19 protein-coding genes and 2 riboswitches are annotated in these 22,743 nt (G+C 71.2%); of the genes, 12 read left to right on the top strand and 7 right to left on the bottom strand.

What is annotated here, in order from left to right:
- The first annotated feature begins 9 nt into the window (after nt 1-9).
- Complete coding sequence (locus NP095_RS13620) at nt 10-1,023, top strand: hypothetical protein (RefSeq protein ID WP_232419153.1); 1,014 nt, start codon at nt 10-12, stop codon at nt 1,021-1,023.
- A 62-nt stretch (nt 1,024-1,085) separates the two neighbouring features.
- Nucleotides 1,086-2,507 carry an NAD(P)/FAD-dependent oxidoreductase gene (locus NP095_RS13615; RefSeq protein ID WP_232419154.1) on the top strand — a complete coding sequence of 474 codons (1,422 nt, stop codon included), beginning with the start codon at nt 1,086-1,088 and terminating at the stop codon, nt 2,505-2,507.
- 14 nt (nt 2,508-2,521) lie between these two features.
- Here NP095_RS13615 and NP095_RS13610 read toward each other — a convergent pair whose 3' ends face one another.
- Nucleotides 2,522-3,271 carry a helical backbone metal receptor gene (locus NP095_RS13610; protein WP_232419155.1) on the bottom strand — a complete coding sequence of 250 codons (750 nt, stop codon included), beginning with the start codon at nt 3,269-3,271 and terminating at the stop codon, nt 2,522-2,524.
- A 25-nt stretch (nt 3,272-3,296) separates the two neighbouring features.
- Between NP095_RS13610 and menB the strand changes: the two genes are divergently transcribed.
- Together menB and NP095_RS13600 are read left to right on the top strand one after the other, a co-directional pair.
- On the top strand, nt 3,297-4,118 hold the full coding sequence (gene menB / locus NP095_RS13605) for a 1,4-dihydroxy-2-naphthoyl-CoA synthase (RefSeq protein ID WP_154596456.1): 822 nt from the start codon (nt 3,297-3,299) through the stop codon (nt 4,116-4,118).
- A gap of 163 nt (nt 4,119-4,281) precedes the next feature.
- Nucleotides 4,282-7,512 carry a M14 family metallopeptidase gene (locus NP095_RS13600; protein ID WP_232419156.1) on the top strand — a complete coding sequence of 1,077 codons (3,231 nt, stop codon included), beginning with the start codon at nt 4,282-4,284 and terminating at the stop codon, nt 7,510-7,512.
- A gap of 57 nt (nt 7,513-7,569) precedes the next feature.
- Here NP095_RS13600 and NP095_RS13595 read toward each other — a convergent pair whose 3' ends face one another.
- Genes NP095_RS13595 through NP095_RS13580 form a run of 4 tightly spaced genes read right to left on the bottom strand, consistent with a single transcriptional unit; the run spans nt 7,570 to nt 11,469 of the window.
- Nucleotides 7,570-8,367 carry an ABC transporter ATP-binding protein gene (locus NP095_RS13595; RefSeq protein WP_232419157.1) on the bottom strand — a complete coding sequence of 266 codons (798 nt, stop codon included), beginning with the start codon at nt 8,365-8,367 and terminating at the stop codon, nt 7,570-7,572.
- The gene (locus NP095_RS13590; RefSeq protein ID WP_232419158.1) at nt 8,364-9,404 is read right to left on the bottom strand and encodes a FecCD family ABC transporter permease; all 1,041 of its coding nucleotides are present in this window, start codon (nt 9,402-9,404) and stop codon (nt 8,364-8,366) included. The genes NP095_RS13595 and NP095_RS13590 overlap by 4 nt, the downstream gene beginning before the upstream one ends.
- Nucleotides 9,401-10,432 carry a FecCD family ABC transporter permease gene (locus NP095_RS13585; RefSeq protein WP_232419159.1) on the bottom strand — a complete coding sequence of 344 codons (1,032 nt, stop codon included), beginning with the start codon at nt 10,430-10,432 and terminating at the stop codon, nt 9,401-9,403. Before NP095_RS13585 ends, NP095_RS13590 begins: the two co-directional genes overlap by 4 nt.
- Nucleotides 10,429-11,469 (bottom strand): iron-siderophore ABC transporter substrate-binding protein, encoded by a 1,041-nt coding sequence (locus NP095_RS13580; RefSeq protein WP_256766098.1) that lies wholly within the window; start codon nt 11,467-11,469, stop codon nt 10,429-10,431. Before NP095_RS13580 ends, NP095_RS13585 begins: the two co-directional genes overlap by 4 nt.
- A gap of 92 nt (nt 11,470-11,561) precedes the next feature.
- Here NP095_RS13580 and NP095_RS13575 point away from each other — a divergent pair, with 92 nt between their 5' ends.
- The gene (locus tag NP095_RS13575; RefSeq protein WP_232419161.1) at nt 11,562-12,050 is read left to right on the top strand and encodes a MarR family winged helix-turn-helix transcriptional regulator; all 489 of its coding nucleotides are present in this window, start codon (nt 11,562-11,564) and stop codon (nt 12,048-12,050) included.
- A 71-nt stretch (nt 12,051-12,121) separates the two neighbouring features.
- On the opposite strand, the gene NP095_RS13570 is transcribed toward NP095_RS13575, so the two are convergent.
- Both NP095_RS13570 and NP095_RS13565 read right to left on the bottom strand, forming a co-directional pair.
- Entirely contained in the window at nt 12,122-12,880 is a 759-nt protein-coding gene (locus NP095_RS13570; RefSeq protein ID WP_232419162.1) for a hypothetical protein, read from the bottom strand.
- Between the two features lie 104 nt (nt 12,881-12,984).
- Entirely contained in the window at nt 12,985-14,877 is a 1,893-nt protein-coding gene (locus NP095_RS13565; protein ID WP_232419163.1) for an acyl-CoA dehydrogenase family protein, read from the bottom strand.
- A 59-nt stretch (nt 14,878-14,936) separates the two neighbouring features.
- On the opposite strand from NP095_RS13565, the gene NP095_RS13560 reads away from it, so the two are divergent.
- From NP095_RS13560 to NP095_RS13530, 7 genes are all read left to right on the top strand, one after another.
- Nucleotides 14,937-15,710, top strand: a complete 774-nt coding sequence (locus tag NP095_RS13560; RefSeq protein WP_232419164.1) for an endo alpha-1,4 polygalactosaminidase — start codon at nt 14,937-14,939, stop codon at nt 15,708-15,710.
- Between the two features lie 15 nt (nt 15,711-15,725).
- A riboswitch (cobalamin riboswitch) is annotated at nt 15,726-15,845 on the top strand.
- A 70-nt stretch (nt 15,846-15,915) separates the two neighbouring features.
- Nucleotides 15,916-17,472, top strand: coding sequence for a prenyltransferase/squalene oxidase repeat-containing protein (locus NP095_RS13555; protein WP_232419165.1), 1,557 nt, complete (start codon nt 15,916-15,918; stop codon nt 17,470-17,472).
- Nucleotides 17,469-18,326 carry a hypothetical protein gene (locus NP095_RS13550; protein WP_232419166.1) on the top strand — a complete coding sequence of 286 codons (858 nt, stop codon included), beginning with the start codon at nt 17,469-17,471 and terminating at the stop codon, nt 18,324-18,326. Before NP095_RS13555 ends, NP095_RS13550 begins: the two co-directional genes overlap by 4 nt.
- Nucleotides 18,327-18,365: 39 nt before the next feature.
- Nucleotides 18,366-18,445: riboswitch (cobalamin riboswitch) on the top strand.
- 92 nt (nt 18,446-18,537) lie between these two features.
- Nucleotides 18,538-19,683 (top strand): energy-coupling factor transporter transmembrane component T, encoded by a 1,146-nt coding sequence (locus NP095_RS13545; protein ID WP_232419167.1) that lies wholly within the window; start codon nt 18,538-18,540, stop codon nt 19,681-19,683.
- Nucleotides 19,680-21,281, top strand: coding sequence for an ABC transporter ATP-binding protein (locus NP095_RS13540; protein WP_232419168.1), 1,602 nt, complete (start codon nt 19,680-19,682; stop codon nt 21,279-21,281). Before NP095_RS13545 ends, NP095_RS13540 begins: the two co-directional genes overlap by 4 nt.
- Nucleotides 21,278-22,093 (top strand): ECF transporter S component, encoded by an 816-nt coding sequence (locus tag NP095_RS13535; RefSeq protein WP_232419169.1) that lies wholly within the window; start codon nt 21,278-21,280, stop codon nt 22,091-22,093. The genes NP095_RS13540 and NP095_RS13535 overlap by 4 nt, the downstream gene beginning before the upstream one ends.
- On the top strand, nt 22,090-22,725 hold the full coding sequence (locus NP095_RS13530; RefSeq protein ID WP_232419170.1) for a hypothetical protein: 636 nt from the start codon (nt 22,090-22,092) through the stop codon (nt 22,723-22,725). The genes NP095_RS13535 and NP095_RS13530 overlap by 4 nt, the downstream gene beginning before the upstream one ends.
- Nucleotides 22,726-22,743: the final 18 nt, after the last annotated feature.

Genomic DNA, 22,743 nt, shown 5'->3' with positions numbered 1-22,743 from the left:
ATTTGAGTCATGTCCACCCCCAGGCCCCGGTCCGTCACCCTCGCCTGCGTGTACGGCGGGCTCGGCGGCATCGTGGCCGCCTTCTCGCTGTACGGGACGCTCCAGAACTGGGGCTCCATCGAGATCCAGGAGTCGCTGCGCTCGAGTCTCGAGCCGGTCGGCGCGGACGCCGATGCGCTGCTGCCGATCCTGCGCTGGATCTGCATGGGCCTGCTCGTCGCCGCCATCGCGGCGACCGTCTTCTCGTTCTACGCCTCTCGTGGGCACCAGGCCTCGCGGATCGGTCTGACCATCTTGGCCGGGCTCGCCGCGCTGGGCTTCCTGCTCACCGGAGTGGGCGGGTTGCTGCCCGCGATCCTGGGCATCCTGGTGGTCTACCTGCTGTGGACGGCCCAGGCACGTGAGTGGTTCGCGGTGGTCAACGGGCGCACCCCGCTGTCCCTGGGCACCACGCCCTCGGTTCCCGCCGCGGGAGCCGCTCCGGCGTCGTCCGCGCCCGACGGACCCCAGCCGCCCCCGTACGACCCGGCCCAGTACGCGCAGCACCCGCAGCAGGCCGCGTACTCCCAGCAGGTCGCCGCGCCCGTGACGGGCGCGCGTCCCAAGCCGGTCACCGTGGCGCTGCTGGTCGCGGGCATCGGCTCGCTGATCGGCGCGATGGTCTCCGGGCTGGTGCTGCTGGCCCTGGTCGCGATGCGCGACGAGGTCGTGAAGCAGTACCAGCAGAACGACCTGCTGCGCGACCAGCTCGAGTCCGCCGGCGTCTCGGCCAGTCAGATGGTCTCCATCGGCAGCTGGCTGTTCGGCTCGTGGCTCGTGGTCTCGCTGCTGGGCCTGGTCGCGACCGTGTGGGCGGCCAGCGGGCACCGGCTCGGCTGGTGGGCGCTCGTCGTGGCGAGCATTCTCACGGCGGGATCCGCGGCCCTCGGCCTGCCCATCGGCATCGTCTGGATGCTCGGCGCGATCGTCGTGATCTTCCAGCTGTCGCGGCCCGAGGCGAAGGCGTGGTTCCACCGCGCGTGACGGGCGTCATACCCCTGTTCCCCCGCGTGGAAGTCACGAAAACCCTCGATAGACTGGGCGGTATGTCTCATGTCCGCGCGTCCTATCGTCCGCACGTCGTCGTCGTCGGAGGCGGCTTCGGGGGACTCGCGCTGGTGCGCAAGCTGGCGCGCACCGACGTCGACATCACCCTGATCGACCGTCACACCTACAACACCTTCCAGCCGCTGCTCTACCAGGTGGCGACCGCCAGCCTGAACCCCGGTGACATCACCTGGTTCCTGCGCGCCGTGCGCGCCAAGCAGGACAACGTGCGCTTCCTCAAGGGCACCGTCTCGCAGGTCGACCACGACTCCAAGGCGGTCATCCTCGAGGGCAACATCACGGTCAAGTACGACTACCTCGTCCTGGCCAACGGCGTCACGGCCAACTACTTCGGCATCCCCGGTGCCGAGGAGTTCGCGATGCCGCTCTACCGCCGCTCGCAGGCGCTCGCGCTGCGCGACCTGATCTTCGCCAACCTCGAGAACGCGGCGGTCAACGGTCAGGACCGCGATCTGCGCGTCGTCGTCGTCGGTGGTGGCGCGACCGGCGTCGAGACCGCCGGCGCGCTCGCCGAGATGCGCAACCTCGACATGCCCACGACCTACCCCGAGCTCGACAAGCGCCGGATCCACATCTCCCTGGTCGAGATGGGCGAGCACGTGCTGGCTCCGTTCCACCCGAACCTGCGTGACTACGCCAAGAATGAACTGATCAAGCGCGGCATCGACCTGCGCCTCAAGACCGCCGTGAAGGAGGTCCGCCGCGACGGCGTCCTCATCGAGAACGACGGCAACCAGGAGTTCCTCCCGGCCGGCATCGTGGTCTGGGCGTCCGGCGTCGCGGCGCACGGCGTCGTCAAGGACTGGGGCGTGCCGCAGGGCCGCGGCGGCCGCATCGAGGTCGACGAGCACCAGCAGGTGCGCGGCATCCCGGGCGTCTTCGCCATCGGCGACATCTCGGTCAACCCCGACTCGCCGCTGCCGCAGCTGGGCCAGCCGGCGATCCAGGCCGGCAAGCACGTCGCCAAGGTCATCCACGCGCAGGTCTCCAACGGCCGGATGCCGAAGCCGTTCAAGTACTTCGACAAGGGCACGATGGCCACGATCGGCCGCGCTTCGGCGATCGCCCAGGTCCGTGGCCTGCCGCGCCTGAAGGGCTTCCCGGCCTGGTTCATCTGGGTCACCGTCCACGTCGCGCTGCTGCTGGGCAACCGCAACCGCTTCGCGACCATGACGAACCTGTCGCTGAAGTACCTGCTGTGGCGCAGCCACAACGCGATCGTCGGCGAGACCCCGTACGTCATCGCCAACGAGCCGAAGATCGTCTCGGGCACCGACATCGAGTCGGTCCCGGCGAAGAAGGCCGCGCGCGCGAGCCGCAAGTCGATCTCGAAGAAGGCCCAGGTCCGCAAGGCCGCGGCCCAGCAGACGATCGACGAGATCGACGAGCCCCGCTCCTGATCAGCTGGTCCTGATCAGGCCAGCGCGGCGGCGAGGTCGTCGCGCGCGGTCAGCAGCGACGGCCCGTACCAGGTGAGGGCGCGGCCGCTGCACAAGGCGGTCGGCACGCGCGCGAACGCCTCGGGCCCGTCGCCGGCCGTGAACACGTAGGGCTCGTCGGGCAGCAGGACCAGATCCAGATCGCCCGCGTCCAGGTCGGCGAGGTCGATGTGGGGGTACCGGTCCGAGGCGTCCGCGAACGCGTGCACCACGCCGAGCCGGCCCAGCAGGTCTCCGGTGAAGGTGTCGCGTCCGACGACCATCCACGGGTCCCGCCAGATCGCGACCGCCACGCGTCGTCCGCTCTCTCGGACGGGCTCGGCCCAGCGGCGCTCCGCCTCGACCAGCCAGGCGGGCACGCCCCAGCCCAGGGCCTCGTCGAACAGGCGCCGCATCGAGGAGAAGGCCCGGTCGAGCGTCTCGATGTCCGTCACCCAGACCGGGACGCCCGCCTCGCGCAGCCGGCGCACGTCCAGCTCGCGGTTCTCCTCCTTGTTCGCGATCACCACGTCGGGGGAGAGCGCGAGGATCGCGGAGCGGTCGGGGTTCTTGGTCCCGCGCACGCGGGCGACCTCGAGACCGGCCGGGTGGGTGCACCAGTCGGTCGCGCCGACGAGCGACCCCGGGCGGGTCGCGGCGATCGCCCCGGTCAGGGACGGGACGAGGCTGACGACGCGCCGCACCGGCTGGGACAGGGCGACGTGGAAGCCGAGGTCATCGTGCATCGGCGCCCAGCCTAGGGTGGAAACCATGACTGAGTGGACTGCCTCCGGCGACTGGACCGACATCCGTTACGAGACGACGCAGGACGGGATCGCCAAGATCACGATCTGTCGCCCCGAGGTCCACAACGCCTTCCGCCCGCAGACGATCCAGGAGATCTCGCGTGCCCTGTCGATCGCGCGCGACGACGAGTCGGTGGGCGCCATCATCCTGACCGGCGAGGGCGAGAAGGCCTTCTGCTCCGGCGGCGACCAGCGCGTGCGCGGCGACTCGGGCTACAAGTCCGACGAGGGTGCCACGGGTCGCTTCGACGTCACCGACCTGCACGTGCAGATCCGCCGCACGCCCAAGCCGATCGTCGCCATGGTGGCCGGTTGGGCCATCGGCGGCGGCCACGTCCTGCACCTGGTCTGCGACCTGACGATCGCGGCCGACAACGCGCGCTTCGGCCAGGTCGGACCCCGCGTCGGCTCGTTCGACGGCGGCTACGGCGCCAGCATCCTGTCCGATCTCGTGGGCCCGAAGAAGGCCAAGGAGATCTGGTTCCTGTGCCGCCAGTACGACGCGCAGGAGGCCCTGGACATGGGTCTGGTCAACACCGTCGTGCCGCTCGCCGAGCTCGAGGCCGAGACGGTGAAGTGGTGCCGCGAGATGCTCGCGCTCTCGCCGTGGGCGCTGCGCCTGTCGAAGATGAGCTTCCACGCGCACGAGGACGGGTACGCCGGAATCCAGCAGCTGGCGCACGACGCGAACCTGCTGTTCTACGGCCAGGCTGAGGCCCAGGAGGGGCGCGACGCCTACAAGGAGAAGCGCACCCCGGACTTCACGCAGTTCCCGCGCCGCTCCTGACTCGCGTCGTCGCACGGGTTTCGTGAGCGTTTCCTGCGTCAATTCCCGGTGACAAATCGTCCTGGACGGAAATCTTCTCTTCCCTCGCGGGCGTAACACGGGTCACAATCGGGTCATCGTCCCGGCTGCGCTCGTGGCCGGAGTACCCGAAGGGAACCTCTCCGTGCGCACGTCACGCCTGATGACCGTGGCCGCGAGCGTCTCGCTCGTGGCCACGGTCGCGTGGTCGAACCCGGCCACCGCCCAAGACCCGAAGCCCGCCCCGCCCGTCGTCCGCTCGGCTCCTGAGCCGACGAACACCGGCTCCCTCACCGCGAAGGCGGCCCGTGCCGCAGCGGCCGAGGACGCGCCCGACGGCGCGTTGTCGATGCCGTCCTCGTACCCGGTGCAGCCGAAGTTGAAGGTCTACCCCGACGCCACCCCCGACGCGGCCGACACCGGCAACCTGATCGGCTACGACGACATCGCTCCGCGGCTGCAGGCCGTCATGCGCAAGTCCGACCGCGTGTCGACGCAGATCGTCGGCGAGTCCACGCAGGGGCGGCAGCTGTACCTGGTCACGGTGACGGCCCCCGAGGACGAGGACCAGACGGCAGAGCAGACGGCGTGGCGCAAGCAGATCCGTCAGAACCCCGAGGCGGCGAAGACGAACGATGCCCTGAAGAAGGGCTACAAGACGCCGATCTGGATCAGCTCGAACATCCACGGCAACGAGTGGGAGGGCACCGACGCCTCCCTGGACTACATCGAGGAGCTCGCCACCGCGCCGTGGAACGAGGTGAAGTCGCTGCTGCGTGGCCACCGCATGTACTTCAGCGTCGTGCTGAACCCCGACGGCCGCACGATCGGCCAGCGGCCCACGGCGCTCAACCTCGACGCCAACCGTGACATGATCACCAACACGACGCCGGAGTCGACGTCGTTCGTGCGCACCGCGCACGCCGTGCAGGCGCTCTACGCGGCCGACTTCCACGGCTACACGAGCGTCCTGCAGATCGAGCCCTGCGGCCCGCCGCACGGTGACGACTACGAGTACGACCTGTTCATCCCGCACGCGTACTCCGCGGCGCTGAAGGTCGAGCGCGACGTGGTGGACGCCGCGATCCCCGGCAACACGTACTACAACGTGAAGACCGGCCAGGTCGTGAGCCAGAACACCAGCGAGGACACGTCCCACATCAAGATCCCCTACCGCGACACCCCCACGGGCTGGGACGACTTCCCGCCGATCTTCACGGCGCAGTACGCCGCCTTCGCGGGCGCGGTCAGCAACACGGTCGAGCTGCCGAAGAGCCGCCCGAACGGCAGCTCCCAGACGCCCGCGAGCGCCACGATCAACGTGGCCGTCGCCAAGCAGACGATGAAGAGCATCGTCGACTACGTGGCCGACAACGACGACGCGATGCTCGCCGACCAGGTGGAGTTCTTCCGGCGCGCGAACGCCGGCGCCGAGCGGGTCGCGCTCACGCAGGCGAACATCGACGCGGTCCCCGGGCCGGCCGAGTGGAAGCCGCTGTGGAACGACTCCGACGACCAGACGCCCGTGAAGTACCCGCGCGCGTTCGTCATCCCGGTCGGTGACGGCCAGCGCTCGATCTCCGACGCCCGCAGCCTCGTGTCGAGCCTGTTGATGCACAACATCGGGGTCCGGCGTCTCGACGCCGCCGCGACGCTGGACGGCACGTCCTATCCGGCCGGTTCCTACGTGATCGACATGAGCCAGCCGAATCGCAACCTGGCGCACGCGTTGCTGGCGCCGGGATCGGACATCTCGAACAAGCCCGGCATCCTCAGCATGTACGACGTGTCGGCCTGGAGTTGGGGCCATCTGTGGGGCGTCGACGTCGACGCCGTGGGCACGACCGGTGAGGGCTCGCTGCCGGCCAGCACCAAGGTCGTCAGCGGCAACGCCGACGGGAAGGTCGCGTCCGGTGGCTCGTACCTCACGTTCGAGCTGGCCGGGGTCAACGACTTCCGCACCCTGAACACGCTGCTCGAGGACGGCGTCGCGGTGTCGGTGCTGGCTGACGGCTCCGCGATCGTCGCGGCCGACGAGGCGCGCGACGCGCTCGAGGACGCCGCGAAGGATCTCGACGTCGATGTCGACCGGGCGACGGCCGCCGAGATCGCTCAGCTCTCCGCCGGGACCGCGCGAGGGCTGAAGGACCTGAAGATCGCGTACACCGGCAACCAGGACGACCTGCTCTCGCTGACCCAGCTGGGCTTCGACGATCTCCAGGTCGTCACCGCTGCGACGATCACGGCGACCCCGGAGCTCCTCAACGGCATCGACGTGCTGTGGCTGGGCTCGGCGCTGAGCTTCAACGACAGTCAGGCCGTCGGCCGCGCTGCGGTGCAGGCGTTCGTCGACGCGGGCGGCAGCATCGTCGGCCGCGCGGCAGGTGCCTTCAACACGGCGAAGACGTTCGGCCTCATCGCCGACGGCACCGCGGTCACCGGCAACACGTCGGGCAACGGCATCGTCACGATCGACACCGCCGCCGCGGGTGTCCTGGCGCCGTACGCGCAGAAGTTCGCCTTCGTCTACCCGGCCACGTGGTTCACGGGTCTGCCGGAGTCGGTCAAGGTCGAGCAGCGGTACGCCACCGGCAACCCGCTGCTGTCGGGCCATTGGCGCGACACGAACGGGTCCAACGGCCCGCTGAACGCCGCGGGTCAGGCAGCCGCCGTCTCGGCGTCGGCTCCGTCCGGCGCCAAGGCGTTCGTGTTCGGCACGGCGCCCGTCTACCGCACCCACACCAAGGGTGGTCAGAGCCAGGCGGCTCGGGCCTTGTTCTGGGCGGCGCCCGAAGGTGAGGGCGTGGATGCGCCCGATCCCGAGGTCGCGACCACGACGACGCTGCGGGTCCCGGCGAAGGCGACCTACGGCAAGGCGTTCAACGCCTCGGTCACGGTCAAGGCGTCCGGCACGGAGAAGCCCCGCGGCACGGTCCAGGTGCGTGAGGGCTCCAAGGTCCTCGGCACCCGGTCGATCGCGGCGAACGGCACCGCCACGGTGAAGGTCTCGGGCCTCAAGCCCGGCACGCGCCGGCTGACCGCGCGCTTCGTCCCGTCCGGCTCGGGCTTCCTCGGGTCGACCTCGGCGGTGGCCACGGTCAAGGTCGCCAAGGCGACGTCGCGGACGACGGTCAAGGCCAAGGCGCTCGGCCAGGGCAAGGTCCGCGTCTCGGTCACGGTGAAGTCCGGCGCGGGTAAGCCCACCGGCACCGTCCGGGTCAAGGTCGGGTCGAAGACCCGCGTGGTCAAGCTCAAGAACGGCAAGGCCACGATCACCATCAAGGCCGCCAAGGGCAAGCGCTCGGTGACGGCCCGCTACGCCGGCTCGAGCCTGTTCAAGGCCAGCGCGAAGGGCGTGACGGTCCGGTTGCGCTGAGCGGTTGACGGATTCCCCGGTCGCGTGGTCGAACCACGTGACCGGGGAATCGTCGTCTCAGGCGCGCACGTGGTGGCGCCCCAGCGGCAGCACCATGGGACGGCCGCTGGTGGGGTCCTGGACGACGCGGGCGTCGAGGCCGAAGACGATCTTGACCGTCTCTTCGGTGAGGACCTCCTCGGCGGTGCCCTGGGCGTGGACCTCGCCGTCGCGCACGGCGACGAGATGGTCGGCGTAGCGCGCGGCGAGGTTGAGGTCGTGCAGCACCATGGCGATCGTCGTGCCGCGCGTGCGGTTGAGGTCGGTCAGCAGGTCCAGCACCTCGACCTGGTGGCAGACGTCGAGGAACGTCGTCGGCTCGTCCAGCAGCAGCACCTCGGTCTGCTGGGCGAGAGCGAGCGCGATCCAGACGCGCTGACGCTGGCCGCCGGAGAGCTCGTCGACGAGCCGGTCGGCCAGGTCGAGCACGCCCGTGGCCTCGAGGGCGTCGGCGACGATCTCGTCCTCGGCGGCTGTCCAGCGCGCGAAGGTGCGACGGTGCGGGTGACGGCCCTGGGCCACGAGCTCGGTCACCGTGATGCCCTCGGGGGCGATCGGCGACTGGGGGAGCAGGCCCAGATGGCGGGCGACCTCCTTGGTCGCCATCGTGTGGATGTCCTCCCCGTCGAGCAGGACGCGGCCGTGCTCGGGCTTCAGCAGCCGCGCCATCCCGCGCAGCAGGGTCGACTTGCCGCACGCGTTGGCGCCGACGATCGTCGTGATGCGTCCGGCCGGCAGCGCCAGGCTCAGATCGGAGACGATCGTGCGGTCGCCGTACGCCAGCGTCAGGTCCTCGGTCGTCAAGGTGGTGGTCACAGGGAGCCTCCCGTGCGCTGGGTGCGGATGAGCAGGTAGATCAGGAACGGCGCGCCGAGCGCACCGGTGATGACGCCGACGGGATAGCGCGCGTCGAAGGCGAACTGGCCGATCAGGTCGGCGGCCAGGACGAGGGCCGCCCCGACCAGGGCCGACGGCGCCATGAGGGAGCCCCGGTGGCCGACGAGTCGTGTCGCGATCGGTCCGGCCATGAACGCGACGAACAGGATCGGGCCGGTCGCGGCCGTCGCGAACGCGGCCAGGGCCACGGCGACCAGGACCAGCAGCCGGCGGGTGGTCTCGACCGGCACGCCCAGTCCGGCGGCGAGGTCCTCGCCCAGGCGCAGCAGCATCAGCCGCCGACCGAGCAGCAGCAGGATCGGGGTCAATACGACGAACGGCACCGCGACCAGGGCCACGGTGCCCCAGTCGGCCAGGTTGAGGCTGCCGTTGAGCCAGCGCATCGCACGACTCAGGTCCCACTCGTTCGCGTAGACCAGCAGGTAGGCGGTGGCGCTGTTGAGCATCGCCGCGATGCCGATGCCCACGAGGATCAGTCGAGCACCGACAGCCGCGCCGCTGGCCGCGAGCGCGTAGATGACCGCGGCGGTCGCCACGGCCGCGACCACGGCGCCGAGTGAGACGGCCGGGCCGCTCAGGCCCAGGACGACGATCGCGAACAGGGCGGCGGCGTTGGCGCCGTTCGTGATGCCGATGATGTCGGGGCTGGCCAACGGGTTGCGCAGCATGGTCTGGAAGGTGACGCCCGCCAGGCCGAAGCAGGCGCCGGCGACGACGGCCAGCGCGGCCCGGGGCAGGCGCAGCTCGCCGACGATGAAGGACGCACCCGGGACGAACTGTCCGGTCAGCACCTTCCACACGTCGCCCAGCGGGTAGACCGGATCTCCCAGCGACAGCGCGGCGATGAAGAGGGCGCCCAGCAGTACCGCCAGGGTGCCGATCGCGGCACGGGCGCGGCGTGCGCCGTGCATGCGGACGGCGCGGACGGTGGCGCTCGAGGCGCGGTTGGCGGTCATGCCCGGGCTCCCGGGCGACGCAGGACGACCCACAGGAAGACGGGGCCGCCGATCAGGGCCGTCACGACGCCGACGTCGATCTCGTCGGGGCGGCCCAGCACACGTCCGGCGACGTCGGCGAGGGTGAGCAGGGTGGCGCCGGCGACGGCGCAGACCGGCAGCAGCCAGCGGTGGTCGGCACCGACGAGCTGGCGCACCAGGTGGGGCACGATCAGGCCGATGAAGCCGATCGGGCCGGCCAGGGCGGTCGCGCCACCGCACAGGATGATCGCGCCGGCGGCGGCGCCGATGCGGGTGCGGGTGACGTGGACGCCGAGCCCGGCAGCCGCCTCGTCGCCGAGGGCGAGGATGTTGAGTGAGCGGGCGGCGAGCAGGCACACGGCGGCGCCCACGAGCAGGATCGGCAGGACCATCAGGGTGTCGTGGTTCTCGGCCCGGCCCACGCTGCCGACCTGCCAGAAGCGGAACACCCGCATGACGTCGATGCGCGGCAGCAAGATGGCGCTCGAGAGGGACGTGAAGGCGGCGGTGGTGATGGCGCCGGCGAGCGCGAGCTTCAGTGGCGTCGGTCCGCCGATGCCCAGAGAGCCCACCGAGTAGACGAAGACGGCGGCGAGTGCGGCGCCGGCCAGCGCGAAGACGATGTAGAGCGGCATGGTGGCCGCCCCGAAGAAGGCGATGGCGATCACGACGAGCAGCGAGGCGCCCGAGTTGATCCCCAGGATGAACGGATCGGCCAGGGGGTTGCGGGTGACCGCCTGCAGCACGGCGCCGGCCACGGCCAGTGCCGCCCCGACCACGATCGCGAGGATGGTGCGCGGGACCCGCGAGCGGACGGCGGCCGACGTGACGTCGTCGGAGTCGGTCGTCAGGGCGGTCCAGACCTCGCCGAGGCTGACCACCCGCGCACCGAACGCGACCGAGAGGAAGACGGCCACCGCCAGCGCGATCAGGCTGACCAGCAACCACCACGGGGGACGCCGCGTCCTGGCGGCGTCCCCCACGGTCGGTTCGATCGTTGCGGTCACTTCACCTTCGCAGCGGCGTCCGCGAGCAGCGCGACGTAGTCGTCGAGCATCCACGGGATCGAGAGGGCCGAGGGCGAGACGGCCGCGGCCAGCGGGGTGTTGTCCTTCAGCAGGGCGACCGATCCACGCTCGATGGCGGGGATCTTGCCGACCAGCGAGTCGGCCTGGGCCTTCTTGAGGGCGGCGGCGTCGCCGTAGCCCACGAAGACATCGGCGCCGCCGAGCTCGTCGGCCTTCTCGGCGCTGACCTCGAGGAAGAACTGGTCGGACGTCTGCGAGGCCTTCGTGACGAAGTCCGGCGTCGAGAAGCCGAGGTCGTTGAGGAACGCCGCGCGGGTGTCGAAGGCGGTGTAGTAGCCCACCTTGCTCAGGTCCGTCGGGTCGATCCAGCTCATGACGGCGGACTTGCCCTTGATCTCGGGGTGCTTCGCGACCGCGTCGGCCATCTGCTGCTCGAGGTCGGCGATCAGCGTCGTCGCCTGGTCGCTCTTGCCGAGCGCCTGGCCGGTCAGCTTGATGGCGTCGCGCCACGTCGTGCCCCACGCCTCGTCGGGGTAGGCGACGGTCGGCGCGATCTTGGAGAGCGTCTCGTACTCCTCCTTCGTCAGGCCGGAGTTGGGCGCGAGGATCAGGTCGGGGCTGGTCTGGGCGACGGCCGCGGCGTCGATGCCGTCGGTCTCGTCGAACAGGACCGGCGTCTCGCCGTCGAGCTCGTCGATCTTGTCCTTGACCCACGGGTGCAGTCCGTCGGTGTCGTCGTCGCCGTACGTGGCCTTGGGCATGCCCACCGGCACGACGCCCAGGGCCAGGGCGGTGTCCTGGTTCGACCAGGCGACGGTGGCGACCCGCTTCGGCTCACTCGTGATCTCGGTCTTGCCGAGCGCGTGCTCGATCGTGACCGGGAAGTTCTCGCCCGAAGCCCCCGAGGCCTCGTTCGAGTCATCGGAGGAAGAGCCGCAGGCGGCGAGGCTGAGCGCGAGAGTCGCGGCGGTCAGCAGAGGTGCGAGACGCAAGGGAGTGCCTTTCGTGAAGAGCATGACTAGGTAAGGCTACGCTAATCTCCTTCCCGGACGAACGTGCGGTGGGCCACAATGTGGGCGGCATCCGGACCGCTCGCTACGGTGGGGCCATGGCCGGACTGGACTTCGACCCCATCGAGCGTGCGGCGCAGCTGTGGGACGACCGGATCGGCGACGCCACGTCGATGCGTCTGGCCACGTCGATCATGCGGGTGCACCAGCTCGTGCTGGCCCGGCTCGACGGGGCGCTGAAGCCGTTCGGCATCACCTTCGCGCGGTACGAGGTGCTGCGACTGCTGTCGTTCAGCTCCTCGGGATCCCTGCCGTTGTCCAAGATCGGCGAGCGCCTCATGGTGCACCCGACCTCGGTCACCAACGTGATCGACCGGCTCGTCGCCGACGGCCTCGTCGATCGCCGCGTCGACCCGAGCGACCGGCGACGCGCGCTGGCCTCGCTGACCGACGCGGGTCGGAAGGTGCTGGACGACGCGACCGCGGCCTTGGTCGCCATGGACTTCGGTCTCGACGAGATCAGCCCGGGGGACCAGACCACGATCCACCGGCTGCTCACGCCGTTGCGCCGCGGCGACTGGGCCTGAGACCCCGGGAACGGCGAAGCGCCGGCCCACCCGCAGGTGGACCGGCGCCTCGACTCGGGCTCAGATCGAGATCAGATCTTGATGGCGCCCGTCTTCGCGCCCTGGATCGTGTTGGTCGTCTTGATGACCAGACGGTACTTGCGCTTGCCCTTCTTCTTGATCGAGAAGTTCTTGTTGCCCTTCTTGTTCAGCTTGACGTTCTTGAGCTTCTTCCACTTCTTGCCCTTCTTGACCTGCACCGTGGCCGTCTTGACGCGGACGTACTTGGTGCCGGTGAAGCTGCGGACCTTCTGGACCTTGAACGTCAGCTTCGAGCCCTTGCGCACGATGCGCAGGCCGCCGCCGGAGTACAGGCCCTGGCGGACGCGGAAGTTGACCGCGTTGGGGGCCACGTGGACGCGCGGGTTGGCGTCGTAGGACTTGAACGTGATGGTGTCGAGCCGGTAGACGCCGGCGCCCCAGGCGCTGGGGATCTTGACGTAGTTGCCGTCGTACAGGGTCTCGACCTTGGCCTTGCGGTTGGCCGAGAGGCGCGCCGTCGGGCCGAAGCTCCAGCCGGAGGGGACGTTGTAGTCGATCCGGGCGGGAACGTACGTGTTGCCCGTGGACGTCAGGACGCCCGCGTTCACGGTCAGGCGGGTCACGGACGGCGTGTCGGCCGGGTTGCGGGTGAGGCCGGAGGGCGCGGCGTTGGAGCTGACCGCGGTCGGCTGGCCCAGCGTGGCGGACACGGACGACGACTCGTCGGCCTGCGCGGCGACCGGGCTGGCCAGCGAGATGGTCATGGCGGCGGCAGCGAGCAGCGCGCCCTTGGTGAAGCGTCGGTTCATTTTTCTCCCCGAGACGAAAGTGAATGGTGCAGGCGTCATTGTGGCACGGTGCGGACGCCCCCGCAGGCGTAGTGGACGGTCGTGTTCGGACGTCTTCGGACGCCTCAGTCGAGCATCGTCGCGCCGAGGCTCGACTGAGGAACGCCGAGCCCTTCGATGAGTGCCAAGGTGTGCGGCCGCAGTCGATCCAGCAGCGCGTTGACCTCGGTCGTGACGGCCTTGGCGCGGGTGTCGCTGATGCGGTTGTGCTCCATGAACCACGCCTTGTCCCGCTCGATCACGGTCAGCGCGTAGAGCGAGCAGACGTCGCGCAGCAGGTCTGCCGCCTCGTCGTCCTCGCAGCGGGCGATGCCGGCGGTGAAGGCCTCCAGCACGATGCGGTCGATGTGCACCTGGCCGATCTTCACGACGTGGTCCTGGGCGGCGTTGAACGCCGAGAACGCTTCGCCCTGGTCCTTGCCGGCACGACGCAGGCGGCGCGCGGCCGTCTCGATGACGTGCTGCTCGCGATCCTCGAACAGGTTCAGCTGGGTGCCGCGATCGAGCAGGTTGTGCTCGTCGTCGTTCGAGCGGGCGTCGATCAGGCGCTGGATCAGCTGGCTCGCGGCCGTGCGCTCCTTGACCGTCTCGGCCACCGTGCTGGCGGCGAACCGCACCATGCCGACGGGGTCGAGGCCGCTCACCTCCTTGGCGTAGGCGGTGAGCAGCTCCTTGGCCACGAGCTGCAGCAGCACCACGTTGTCGCCCTCGAACGTCGTGAAGACGTCGCTGTCGGCGCGCAGGGTCGTGAGCCGGTTCTCGGCCAGGTAGCCGGCGCCGCCGCACGCCTCGCGGCACTCCTGGATGGCCCGGCTCGCGAACGAGGTCTGCGCGGCCTTCAGGCCGGCGGCGCGTCCCTCGAGCTCGCGCTGGGCGTGTGCGTCGGGGTCGGCCTCGGTCTGCAGTCGGTTCATGCGCGCGACGAGCTGGTTGTGCGCGAACCGGAAGGCGTACGCCTCGGCGATCAGCGGCAGCAGCCGGCGCTGGTGCATCCGGTAGTCCATCAGCACCGTCTCCTCACCGGGGACGCCCTCGAACTGACGGCGCTCCAGGGCGTAGCGGCCGGCGATGCTGAGGGCCACCTCGGCGGCGGCGCGGGCCGACCCGCCGACGCTGACGCGGCCACGGATCAGCGTGCCGATCATCGTGAAGAAGCGCGCGTTGCCGCTCTCGATGGGCGAGGAGTAGACGCCGCCCTCGTCGACGTTGCCGTAGCGGTTCAGCAGGTTGTCGCGGGGGATGCGGACCTGGTCGAACATGATGCGGCCGTTGTCGACGCCGCCGAGCCCGCCCTTGTATCCGCAGTCGCTGGTCGTGACGCCGGGCAGGTCGTCGCCGGCCTCGTCGCGGATCGGCACCACGAAGCAGTGCACGCCGTGGTCCTCGCCGAGGGTGATCAGGCGGGCGAACACCGCGGCGACCCGGGCGTGCTTGGCCGCGCCGCCGATGTAGTCCTTGCGGGCCGACGGCGTGGGGGAGTGGATCACGAACTCCCGCGTCGCCGGGTCGTAGGTGGCCGTGGTCTCGAGGCTCTGGACGTCGCTGCCGTGGCCGGTCTCGGTCATCGCGAAGCAGCCCAGCAGGTCGAGGTTGATGAGCGCCGGGATGTACGCCTCGTGGTGGCGCTCGGTGCCGAGGTTCTCGATCGCCCCGCCGAACAGGCCCCACTGGACGCCGGCCTTGACCATGAGCGACAGGTCGAACTGGGCCAGCATCTCGATGCCGGTGACGGCCATGCCCGGGTCGCCGGTGCCGCCGTTCTCGGTGCGGAAACCGGCCGCGGGGATGCCCGTGGGCACGAGCTGCTTCATCTGGTCGAGCACCCGCTCGCGAGCCTCGTCCAGGCTCAGGGAGTGGTCGTACGCCAGGTCCAGCGCCGCCAGCTCCACCCGGCTCTGCTCGCGCACGTGGCGCCACTTGCCGTCGATCGACCGTCGAAGTTCCTCACCGAGACTCATGGCCACAGGCTAGTAGCGGACGCCCACCACGACACGGTGAAGAGTGGTACTCCTGAGGCATGACGTTCGTGGTCTCGCTGGTGCTGGCCGTGGTCACCGCGGTCACGCCGATCGCGCTGCCCCCGGCGGGAGGAACGGCCGACTACCAGCTCGGCGGGGCCTACCGCCCGGCCGCGAGCGTTGACATCGTGGTCCGCGATCGCACCGCGAAACCGGCCTCCGGCGTCTACTCGGTCTGTTACGTGAACGCCTTCCAGACGCAGCCGGGCCGGCTGTCGTGGTGGCGGAAGAAGCACCCCGGACTGCTGCTGCGCGACGGCAAGGGCCGCCTCGTGCGGGACCGCGACTGGCCCGGTGAGGTGTTGCTGGACCTGCGCACGGCGAAGAAGCGCGCGGCTGCGGCCAGGATCGCCCGGCGGTGGTTCGCCGGCTGCGCCGAGCGCGGTTTCCGCGCCGTCGAGCCGGACAACCTCGACTCGTGGACCCGCTCGAAGAAGCTGCTGAAACGCTCGCACGCCCGGGCCCACGCCAGGCTCCTGGTCCGCGCCGCGCACGCCGAGCGACTGGCGATCGCCCAGAAGAACACAGCCGGGCTGAACGGCCGGAAGCTGGGCTTCGACTTCGCCGTCGCCGAGGAGTGCGAGGTGTACCGCGAGTGCGGCCGGTACACCCGGATGTACGGGCGACGCGTGATCGAGGTCGAGTACACCGACAACGGCCGCAAGGCGTTCGACCGGGCGTGCCGGGCACGGGGCAGCAAGATCTCGGTGGTGCTGCGTGACCGAGATCTCGTGGCGCGCGGGCGGCCCGGGCACGTCTTCCGCACGTGCTAGCGTGCTCGCCACAACCACACACACCTTCCGCAGTGTCAGGGGAAGCCGGTGAGAATCCGGCGCTGACCCGCAACCGTGAGATCGACCCTTCCCGGGTCGGCGAGCCGGAGCACCTGCCTGACGGAACCGACCGATTCGCTGTCGAGGAATACAGCGGGTGGTGCCCTTCGCGGGCTCCTCCCGTTCTGCAGCGGGAAGGAACCCCATGAAGTCACCCGTGCGCCAGCGCGCCCTGATCGCCGTCGCCTCCGGCGCGATCGCCCTCTCGACGGCCGTCGCCGTCGCTCCCGCCGCCACCGCGGCGCCGAACAGCTACGCGTACTCCGCGGCGCGATGGCTCGAGGACCAGCTCACCGGCGGTCTCGTCCACAACCCGAACTACGGCGGCTTCGACGACTACGGGCTGTCACTCGACGTGTTCTTCGCGTTGAACCAGCTCGACACGCGGGCCGCGACGCAGGCCCGCATCGTCCAGGCCGTCAGCGCGGACGTCGCGACCTACACCACCTACGACGACGGCTCGAAGGTCACGTTCTACCCGGGGTCGGGCGGCAAGCTCGCGGTCGCCGTCGAGGCGGCGGGCGGCGACGCCTCGGACGTGAACGGCGCCGACCTGATCGGCCAGATCGAGAAGCTCACCGACGACGCCACCGGAGCGATCGACCCGGGCCTGACCTACGGCGGCGTCGGCCAGACCTGGGCCACCCGCGCCCTGGTCGCCGCGGGCAGCGACGAGGCCGACGAGTCCGTGGCGTTCCTGCTGTCGAAGCAGTGCCCGAACGGCTCGTTCCTGCAGGACTACGCCGCCGCGTGCGGCTCGACGGTCGAGGTCGACTCCACGGCGTTCGCCGTGATCGCCCTCGCCGAGGCGCGGGAGGCCGGTCACGACGGCCTCGCCGACGAGCTCGCGGCGGCGGCGAAGGCCCTCGCGTCGGCCCAGGCTGCGGACGGCTCCTTCGTCGGGAACGGCACCCCGAACACGAACTCGACCGGTCTGGCGGCGTCGGCGCTGCGCCTGGCCGGCCAGGACGGGGCCGCCGGGTCCGCGGCGGCGTGGATCGTGAGGCACCAGGTCACCGACGCCAGGGCCGAGGACACGGCGCTGGCCAACGAGATCGGTGCGGTCGCCTACGACGGCGCCGCGATGAAGACCGGCATGGACGAGGGCATCACGGACGAGAGCCGTGACCAGTGGATCCGCGCCACCTCGCAGGCGGCGGCCGGGGTTCAGGCCCAGCTGTCGTCGACGAAGGTCGCGGTGACCCGCTCAGGGACGTTCGTCGCTGCCGGTCGCGCCGCCTCCGTGCGGGCCACGGGCCTGCGCCCGGGTGAGAAGTACACGGCCTCCGTCGTCGGCGGCGGCACGGCGCGCGGCACCGTCCCGGCGAACGGTGTCGTGGCGGCCTCCGTCACGACCCCGGCCGGCACGGCCACCCGGACCGTCACCGTCACGGGGTCGCGCGGCAACCGCGCCGGCTCCACGTCGGTCACCGTCCTGGGCCCGCGCAAGCTGACCGTCGCCAAGGCACGCACGAAGGTCAAGCGCGCCAAGGTGCAGAAGATCGTCGCGCGCGGACTCGTCGCCGGCGAGCCGGTGCGGATCCAGTACCGCGGCAAGGTCGTCAAGCGCGGCGTCGCCTCGTCGAAGGGCACGTTCACGTACCGGTTCAAGGTCGGCCGCAAGACCGGCACGGCCAAGGTGGTCGTGCGCGGCGCGTTCGCCGGTCGTCAGGGCGCGACCTCCTTCAAGGTCGTGAAGTGAGCACACGTCTCGTCCGTGCGCTGGCGGCGGTCCTGCTCGGGGCCGCCGCCGGCGCGGTGGGGGCGGCCGCACCCGCCCACGCTGCGGCCTGCCCGGCCGGCACGGGGGTCACGGTCGTCGTCAACGGCTCGGTCGGGTGCGACCGCGACGGCGGTGGCCGGGCGTCCGACAACTTCTCGGCCGCGGGCCACGCCCTGAAGTACGCCGCGCGTGCCCCGGGCTTCGTGTGCCGGGTCGACGGCGCACCCGCCGGCGACCCCTGCGTCGAGGCGTCGCCCAGTGACGCCTACTGGGGACTGTTCTGGTCCGACGGGAAGTCCGGCTCCTGGGTGTACTCCAGCCTGGGCGTCACCTCGCTCAAGGTGCCGGCCGGGGGCTCGGTCGCGTTCGTCTTCCAGGGCTCGCAGCAGCGGACCCCGCCGTCGGTCGCGCCTCCGGTCGCGCCGAAGAAGGAACCGACCCGGCCCGCCGCGTCGGGCGACACCGCCGCGAAGAAGACCTCGCGTCCATCGGGTGAGGGCGCCTCGTCGAAGGACGCCCCGGTCGCCCGGTCCCAGCCGTCGGCGACGACTGCTCCGGGCTCGGTCGCGCCCAGCACCCGGCCGACAGGAACCCCGGCGACACCCAGCCCGACGGCCTCCGCGACGACGCAACCGACGACCGCCACGCCTCCTCCCGGGCACGCGGTCGGGACGGCAGGTGACGGCGACGGCTCGGTCCAGCCGCTGGCTGCCGAGTCCGACGCGTCGGGCACCAGCGCGCCGGTGATCGCCGCCGGACTCGTCCTCGTGGTCGTGCTGGGCGCCGCGGCCGGCGTCGTCTGGCGGCGACGCCGTGAATCTGATCCGGCATGAGGGATAGACTCGGCCCCGTTGAACCCAGGTCCGGCCCAGGGGAAACCGGTGTGAATCCGGTGCTGTGCCGCAACCGTGAGTTCCGTTGCGCTCGGGCGCGCGGGGCGAGTCGGGAACCCGTGTCGGACCGCCACCACATGTTGTCGCGCAACAACCGGTGGGCGCCGACCCTTCGGGGTCCCCGCCCCCGTGCCGCGGGGAAGGGGACGAGATGACCACGCTCGCCGACCCCAGCGCACCCACCACGCGCCGGTCCGCCGGCCGGTCGCGACGCGAGCTGCACCCCGGTGCCTGGTGGCTCTGGGCGCTCGGCCTCGCAGCCGGGGCGTCCTTCACGCTGAACCCCTTCCTCCTGCTGGCGACAGTCGCGATCGCGGGACTGGTCGTGGCGGCGTGCCGCGGCGACGCGCCGTGGGCACTGTCCTTCCGCTACTACCTGTACTTCGGCCTGCTCATCGTGGTGATGCGGGTCGTCTTCCGCATCGTGCTCGGCGGCGGATCGACCCCGGCCGACCCGGTGCTGTTCCACCTGCCCGAGATCCCGCTGCCCGAGGCGGCGCGGGGGATCCAGCTGCTGGGCGACGTCACCGTCAACGAGGTGCTGGTCGGCGCGTACGACGGGATGCGGCTGGCGGCGCTGATCATCTGCGTCGGCGCCGCGAACTCGCTGGCCAACCCCAAGCGGCTGCTCGCCTCGGCCCCGCCGGCGCTCTACGAGGTCGGCGCCGCCCTGGTCGTGGCCGTCTCGGTGTTCCCGCAGTTGGCCGAGAGCGTCCGCCGGGTCAACCGCGCCCGCAAGCTGCGCGGCGACGCCAGCCGGGGCACGGGTGCGATGCACCGCGTCGTGATCCCCGTGCTCGAGGACGCGCTCGACCGCTCGATGACGCTCGCGGCGGGGATGGACGCGCGCGGCTACGGCCGCAGTGGCTCCGTCGCCCCGCGCGAGCGGTTCGTCACCGGCGTGCTGATGCTGCTCGGCCTGTTCGGACTGAGCGTGGGCACGTACGGCTATCTCGACGGCGCGGCGCCGAAGGTGCTGACCTACCCGATGCTCGTCGCCGGACTCGTCTTCGCGGTGCTGGCGCTGAGGTCGGCGGGCCGCCGGGTCCACCGCACCCGTTACCGGCCGATGCGCTGGCTCGCGGCCGAGTACCTCACCGCCGGATCGGGCATCGCGGTCGCCATCGGGTTCAAGCTGCTGTCCACCGAGCAGGTGGCCGTGCTCTATCCCGACGTGCCGGGCTGGCCGCCGCTGAGCGTGGCCTCGCTGCTGGTCGTCGCCCTCGCGATCGCGCCGGTCTTCGTGGCCCCGCAGGCCCCCGTCTCCCACGACGAGGTCGGAGGTGAGCGCGCATGATCTCCTTCGACGACGTCACCTTCTGGTACGACGGGGCCGACGTGCCGACGCTGGCCGGGGTCGACCTCGAGATCGACGAGGGCGAGCTGGTGCTGGTCTCCGGCCGCACCGGGTCGGGCAAGTCGACCCTGCTCGCCATGGTGAACGGACTCGTGCCGCACTTCACCGGCGGCACGCTCGCCGGTGACATCCGCATCGACGGCGCCTCCATCGTGGGCCGTCCGCCGCGCGAGCTGGCGCACCTCGTGGGCTACGTGGCCCAGGACCCCCTCTCGGGATTCGTCGCCGACGTGGTCGAGGACGAGCTGGCCTACGGCATGGAGCACCTCGGTCTCGACCCGCAGACGATGCGCCGCCGGGTCGAGGAGACGCTCGACCTGCTCGGGATCGCCGACCTGCGACGACGCTCCGTGCGGTCCCTGTCCGGCGGCCAGCAGCAGCGCGTGGCCATCGGATCGGTCCTGACGATGCACCCGCGCGTGCTCGTGCTCGACGAGCCCACCTCCGCGCTCGACCCCACCGCGGCCGAGGACGTCCTGGCGACCATCGCCCGCCTCGTCGACGACCTCGCGCTCACCGTGATCGTCGCGGAGCACCGGATGGAGCGAGTGGTTCCCTTCGCCGACCGGCTGGTGCTGGTCGAGGACGGCCGGGTCCGCATCGGCGATCCGGCCGAGCTCCTCGTCGATGCCCCGGTCGCGCCCCCGCTCGTGCAGCTGGGACGGCTGGCTGATTGGCGGCCGCTGCCGCTGTCGGTGCGCGAGGCCCGGCGTCGGGTCAAGCCGCTGGCCGCGCGGCTCGGACCGCCGCCCGTGCCGCCCACCCCCGAGCGTCGACCGGCGTTGCAGGCGCGAGGCATCACGGTGCGCTACGGGCACTTCACCGCCGTCGACGGCGTCGACCTGCGGGTCGGGCACGGCGAGGTGGTGGCCCTCATGGGTCGCAACGGCTCGGGCAAGAGCTCGCTGCTGTGGGCGGTGCAGGGCACCGGCGACCGCACCACCGGCGTCGTCGACGTGGACGGAGTCGACCCCGGTGACGTGCGGCCGGCCGAGGCGCGGATGCTCGTCGGTCTCGTGCCGCAGACGGCCGCCGACCTGCTCTACCTCGAGACGGTCGACCGCGAGTGCGCCGCCGCCGACGACCAGGCCGGCGTCGCCCCGGGAACCTGCCGGGCCCTGCTGGAGCGGTTGGCGCCGGGCATCGTGGGACGGCGTCACCCGCGCGACCTGTCCGAGGGCCAGAAGCTGGCGCTCGTCCTGGCCGTCGTGCTGACCGCCCAGCCCGCGGTGGTGGCGCTCGACGAGCCCACGCGCGGCCTGGACTATCCCGGCAAGGCGGAGCTGGCGCGCATCCTGCACGACCTGGCCGCCGACGGGCACGGCATCGTCGTGTCCAGTCACGACGTCGAGTTCGTCGCCGCGGTGGCCGACACGGTCGTCGTCCTCGCGGACGGCGAGGTCGTCTCGTCCGGCCCGGTGCGCGAGGTGCTGGCCGAGTCGCCGGCGTTCGCGCCGCAGGTCTCCAAGGTGCTCGGTCCCGACTGGCTCACGGTCGACGAGGTGGCCGCCGCGCTGCCGTCGGAGGTCGTCCGATGAGCGCGTCCCGGACCCGGGTCGCCGTCCCGGTGACCCTGCGCTCGGCGCTGGTCCTGACCGCCGCCAGCATCGCCGGCCTGGTCATGCTGCTGTGGCCGTTGATCATCTCGCCGACGCCCGGCGAGACGCGCGTCGACCAGCCGTTCCTGTTCATGGCCCTCATGCCCGTCGTGGTCCTGGTCGTGATCGCCGAGCTCTCCGAGGGCGGCCTGGACTCCAAGGCGCTGGCGATGCTGGGCGTGCTGAGCGCGATCAACGCGGCCGTGCGGCCGCTCGGCGCGGGCGTGGCGGGGGTCGAGCTGGTCTTCTTCCTGCTGATCCTCGGCGGGCGCGTCTTCGGGGCCGGGTTCGGCTTCGTCCTGGGCTGCACGAGCCTCTTCGCGTCGGCGTTGCTGACCTCGGGGGTGGGGCCCTGGCTGCCGTTCCAGATGCTGTGCGCCGCATGGGTGGGGATGGGCGCCGGCCTGTTGCCGCGCCGGGTCACCGGCCGAGCCGAGATCGTGATGCTCGCCGGGTACGCGATCGTCGCGGCGTACGGGTTCGGCCTGCTGATGAACCTCTCGTCGTGGCCGTTCACGCTCGGCATCGCGATCCCCGGCGCCGAGGACTCGCTGTCGATGGTCCCCGGCGACCCGGTGCTCGACAACCTGCACCGGTTCCTCGTGTTCACCCTGCTGACCTCGTTCTGGGGCTGGGACCTGGGGCGAGCGATCACGAACGTGCTGCTGATCGTGACGCTGGGCCCGGCCGTCCTGGCCACCCTGAGGCGTGCCGCCCGGCGCGCCCGCTACCTCCCGAAGGAGACGTCATGAAGTCCTTGTCCGCCCGTCTCGCAGCGCTCCTGCTGCTCGCCGCGGCCGTCACGGTCCTGCCGACCGCGGCGACCGCGCACGAGTCGTGTGAGTCCGACCAGGACGTGCCGATCGTCCTGGAGTTCGGCGCGCTCGACGGCAAGGACCGGATCCTGTGCGCCCAGCACGCCGTGGGCCAGACCGGTGAGCAGGCGTTGGCCGACGCCGGGGTCGAGACCCAGGAGACGTCCGCCTCGCCGGGGATGCTGTGCCGCATCGACGGTCAGCCCACGCCCACGCAGGAGAAGTGCGGCACCGCGCTCGACGGGCCGGGCTACTGGGCGTTCATGGTGGCGAAGGAGGGTCAGGACTGGGACTACGCCTCGGTCGGCCTGCATGAGTACGAACTGGCCGCCGGCGACTTCATCGCGCTGAAGTACCAGCAGATGTCCGACGGTGAGAACGTCGAGGTGAACGCCGCGGCCGACGCGCAGACCCGTGAGGACGCCGTCGTCGCCGGCCACGACGAGAAGGCGTCCGACGAGGACGACGAGTCGTCCACCGCCACGACGACCGTGCTGCCGATCGCGATCGGCGCGGCGTTTCTGGTGGCGGTCGCCGCCTTCATCGTCGCCCGCCGCAAGCGCCAGTGAGCCCGGCGCGCGGATCGG

The organism is Aeromicrobium duanguangcaii, assembly GCF_024508295.1.
Classification (GTDB): domain Bacteria; phylum Actinomycetota; class Actinomycetes; order Propionibacteriales; family Nocardioidaceae; genus Aeromicrobium; species Aeromicrobium duanguangcaii.
This window is presented reverse-complemented; position numbering and strand designations above follow the sequence as displayed.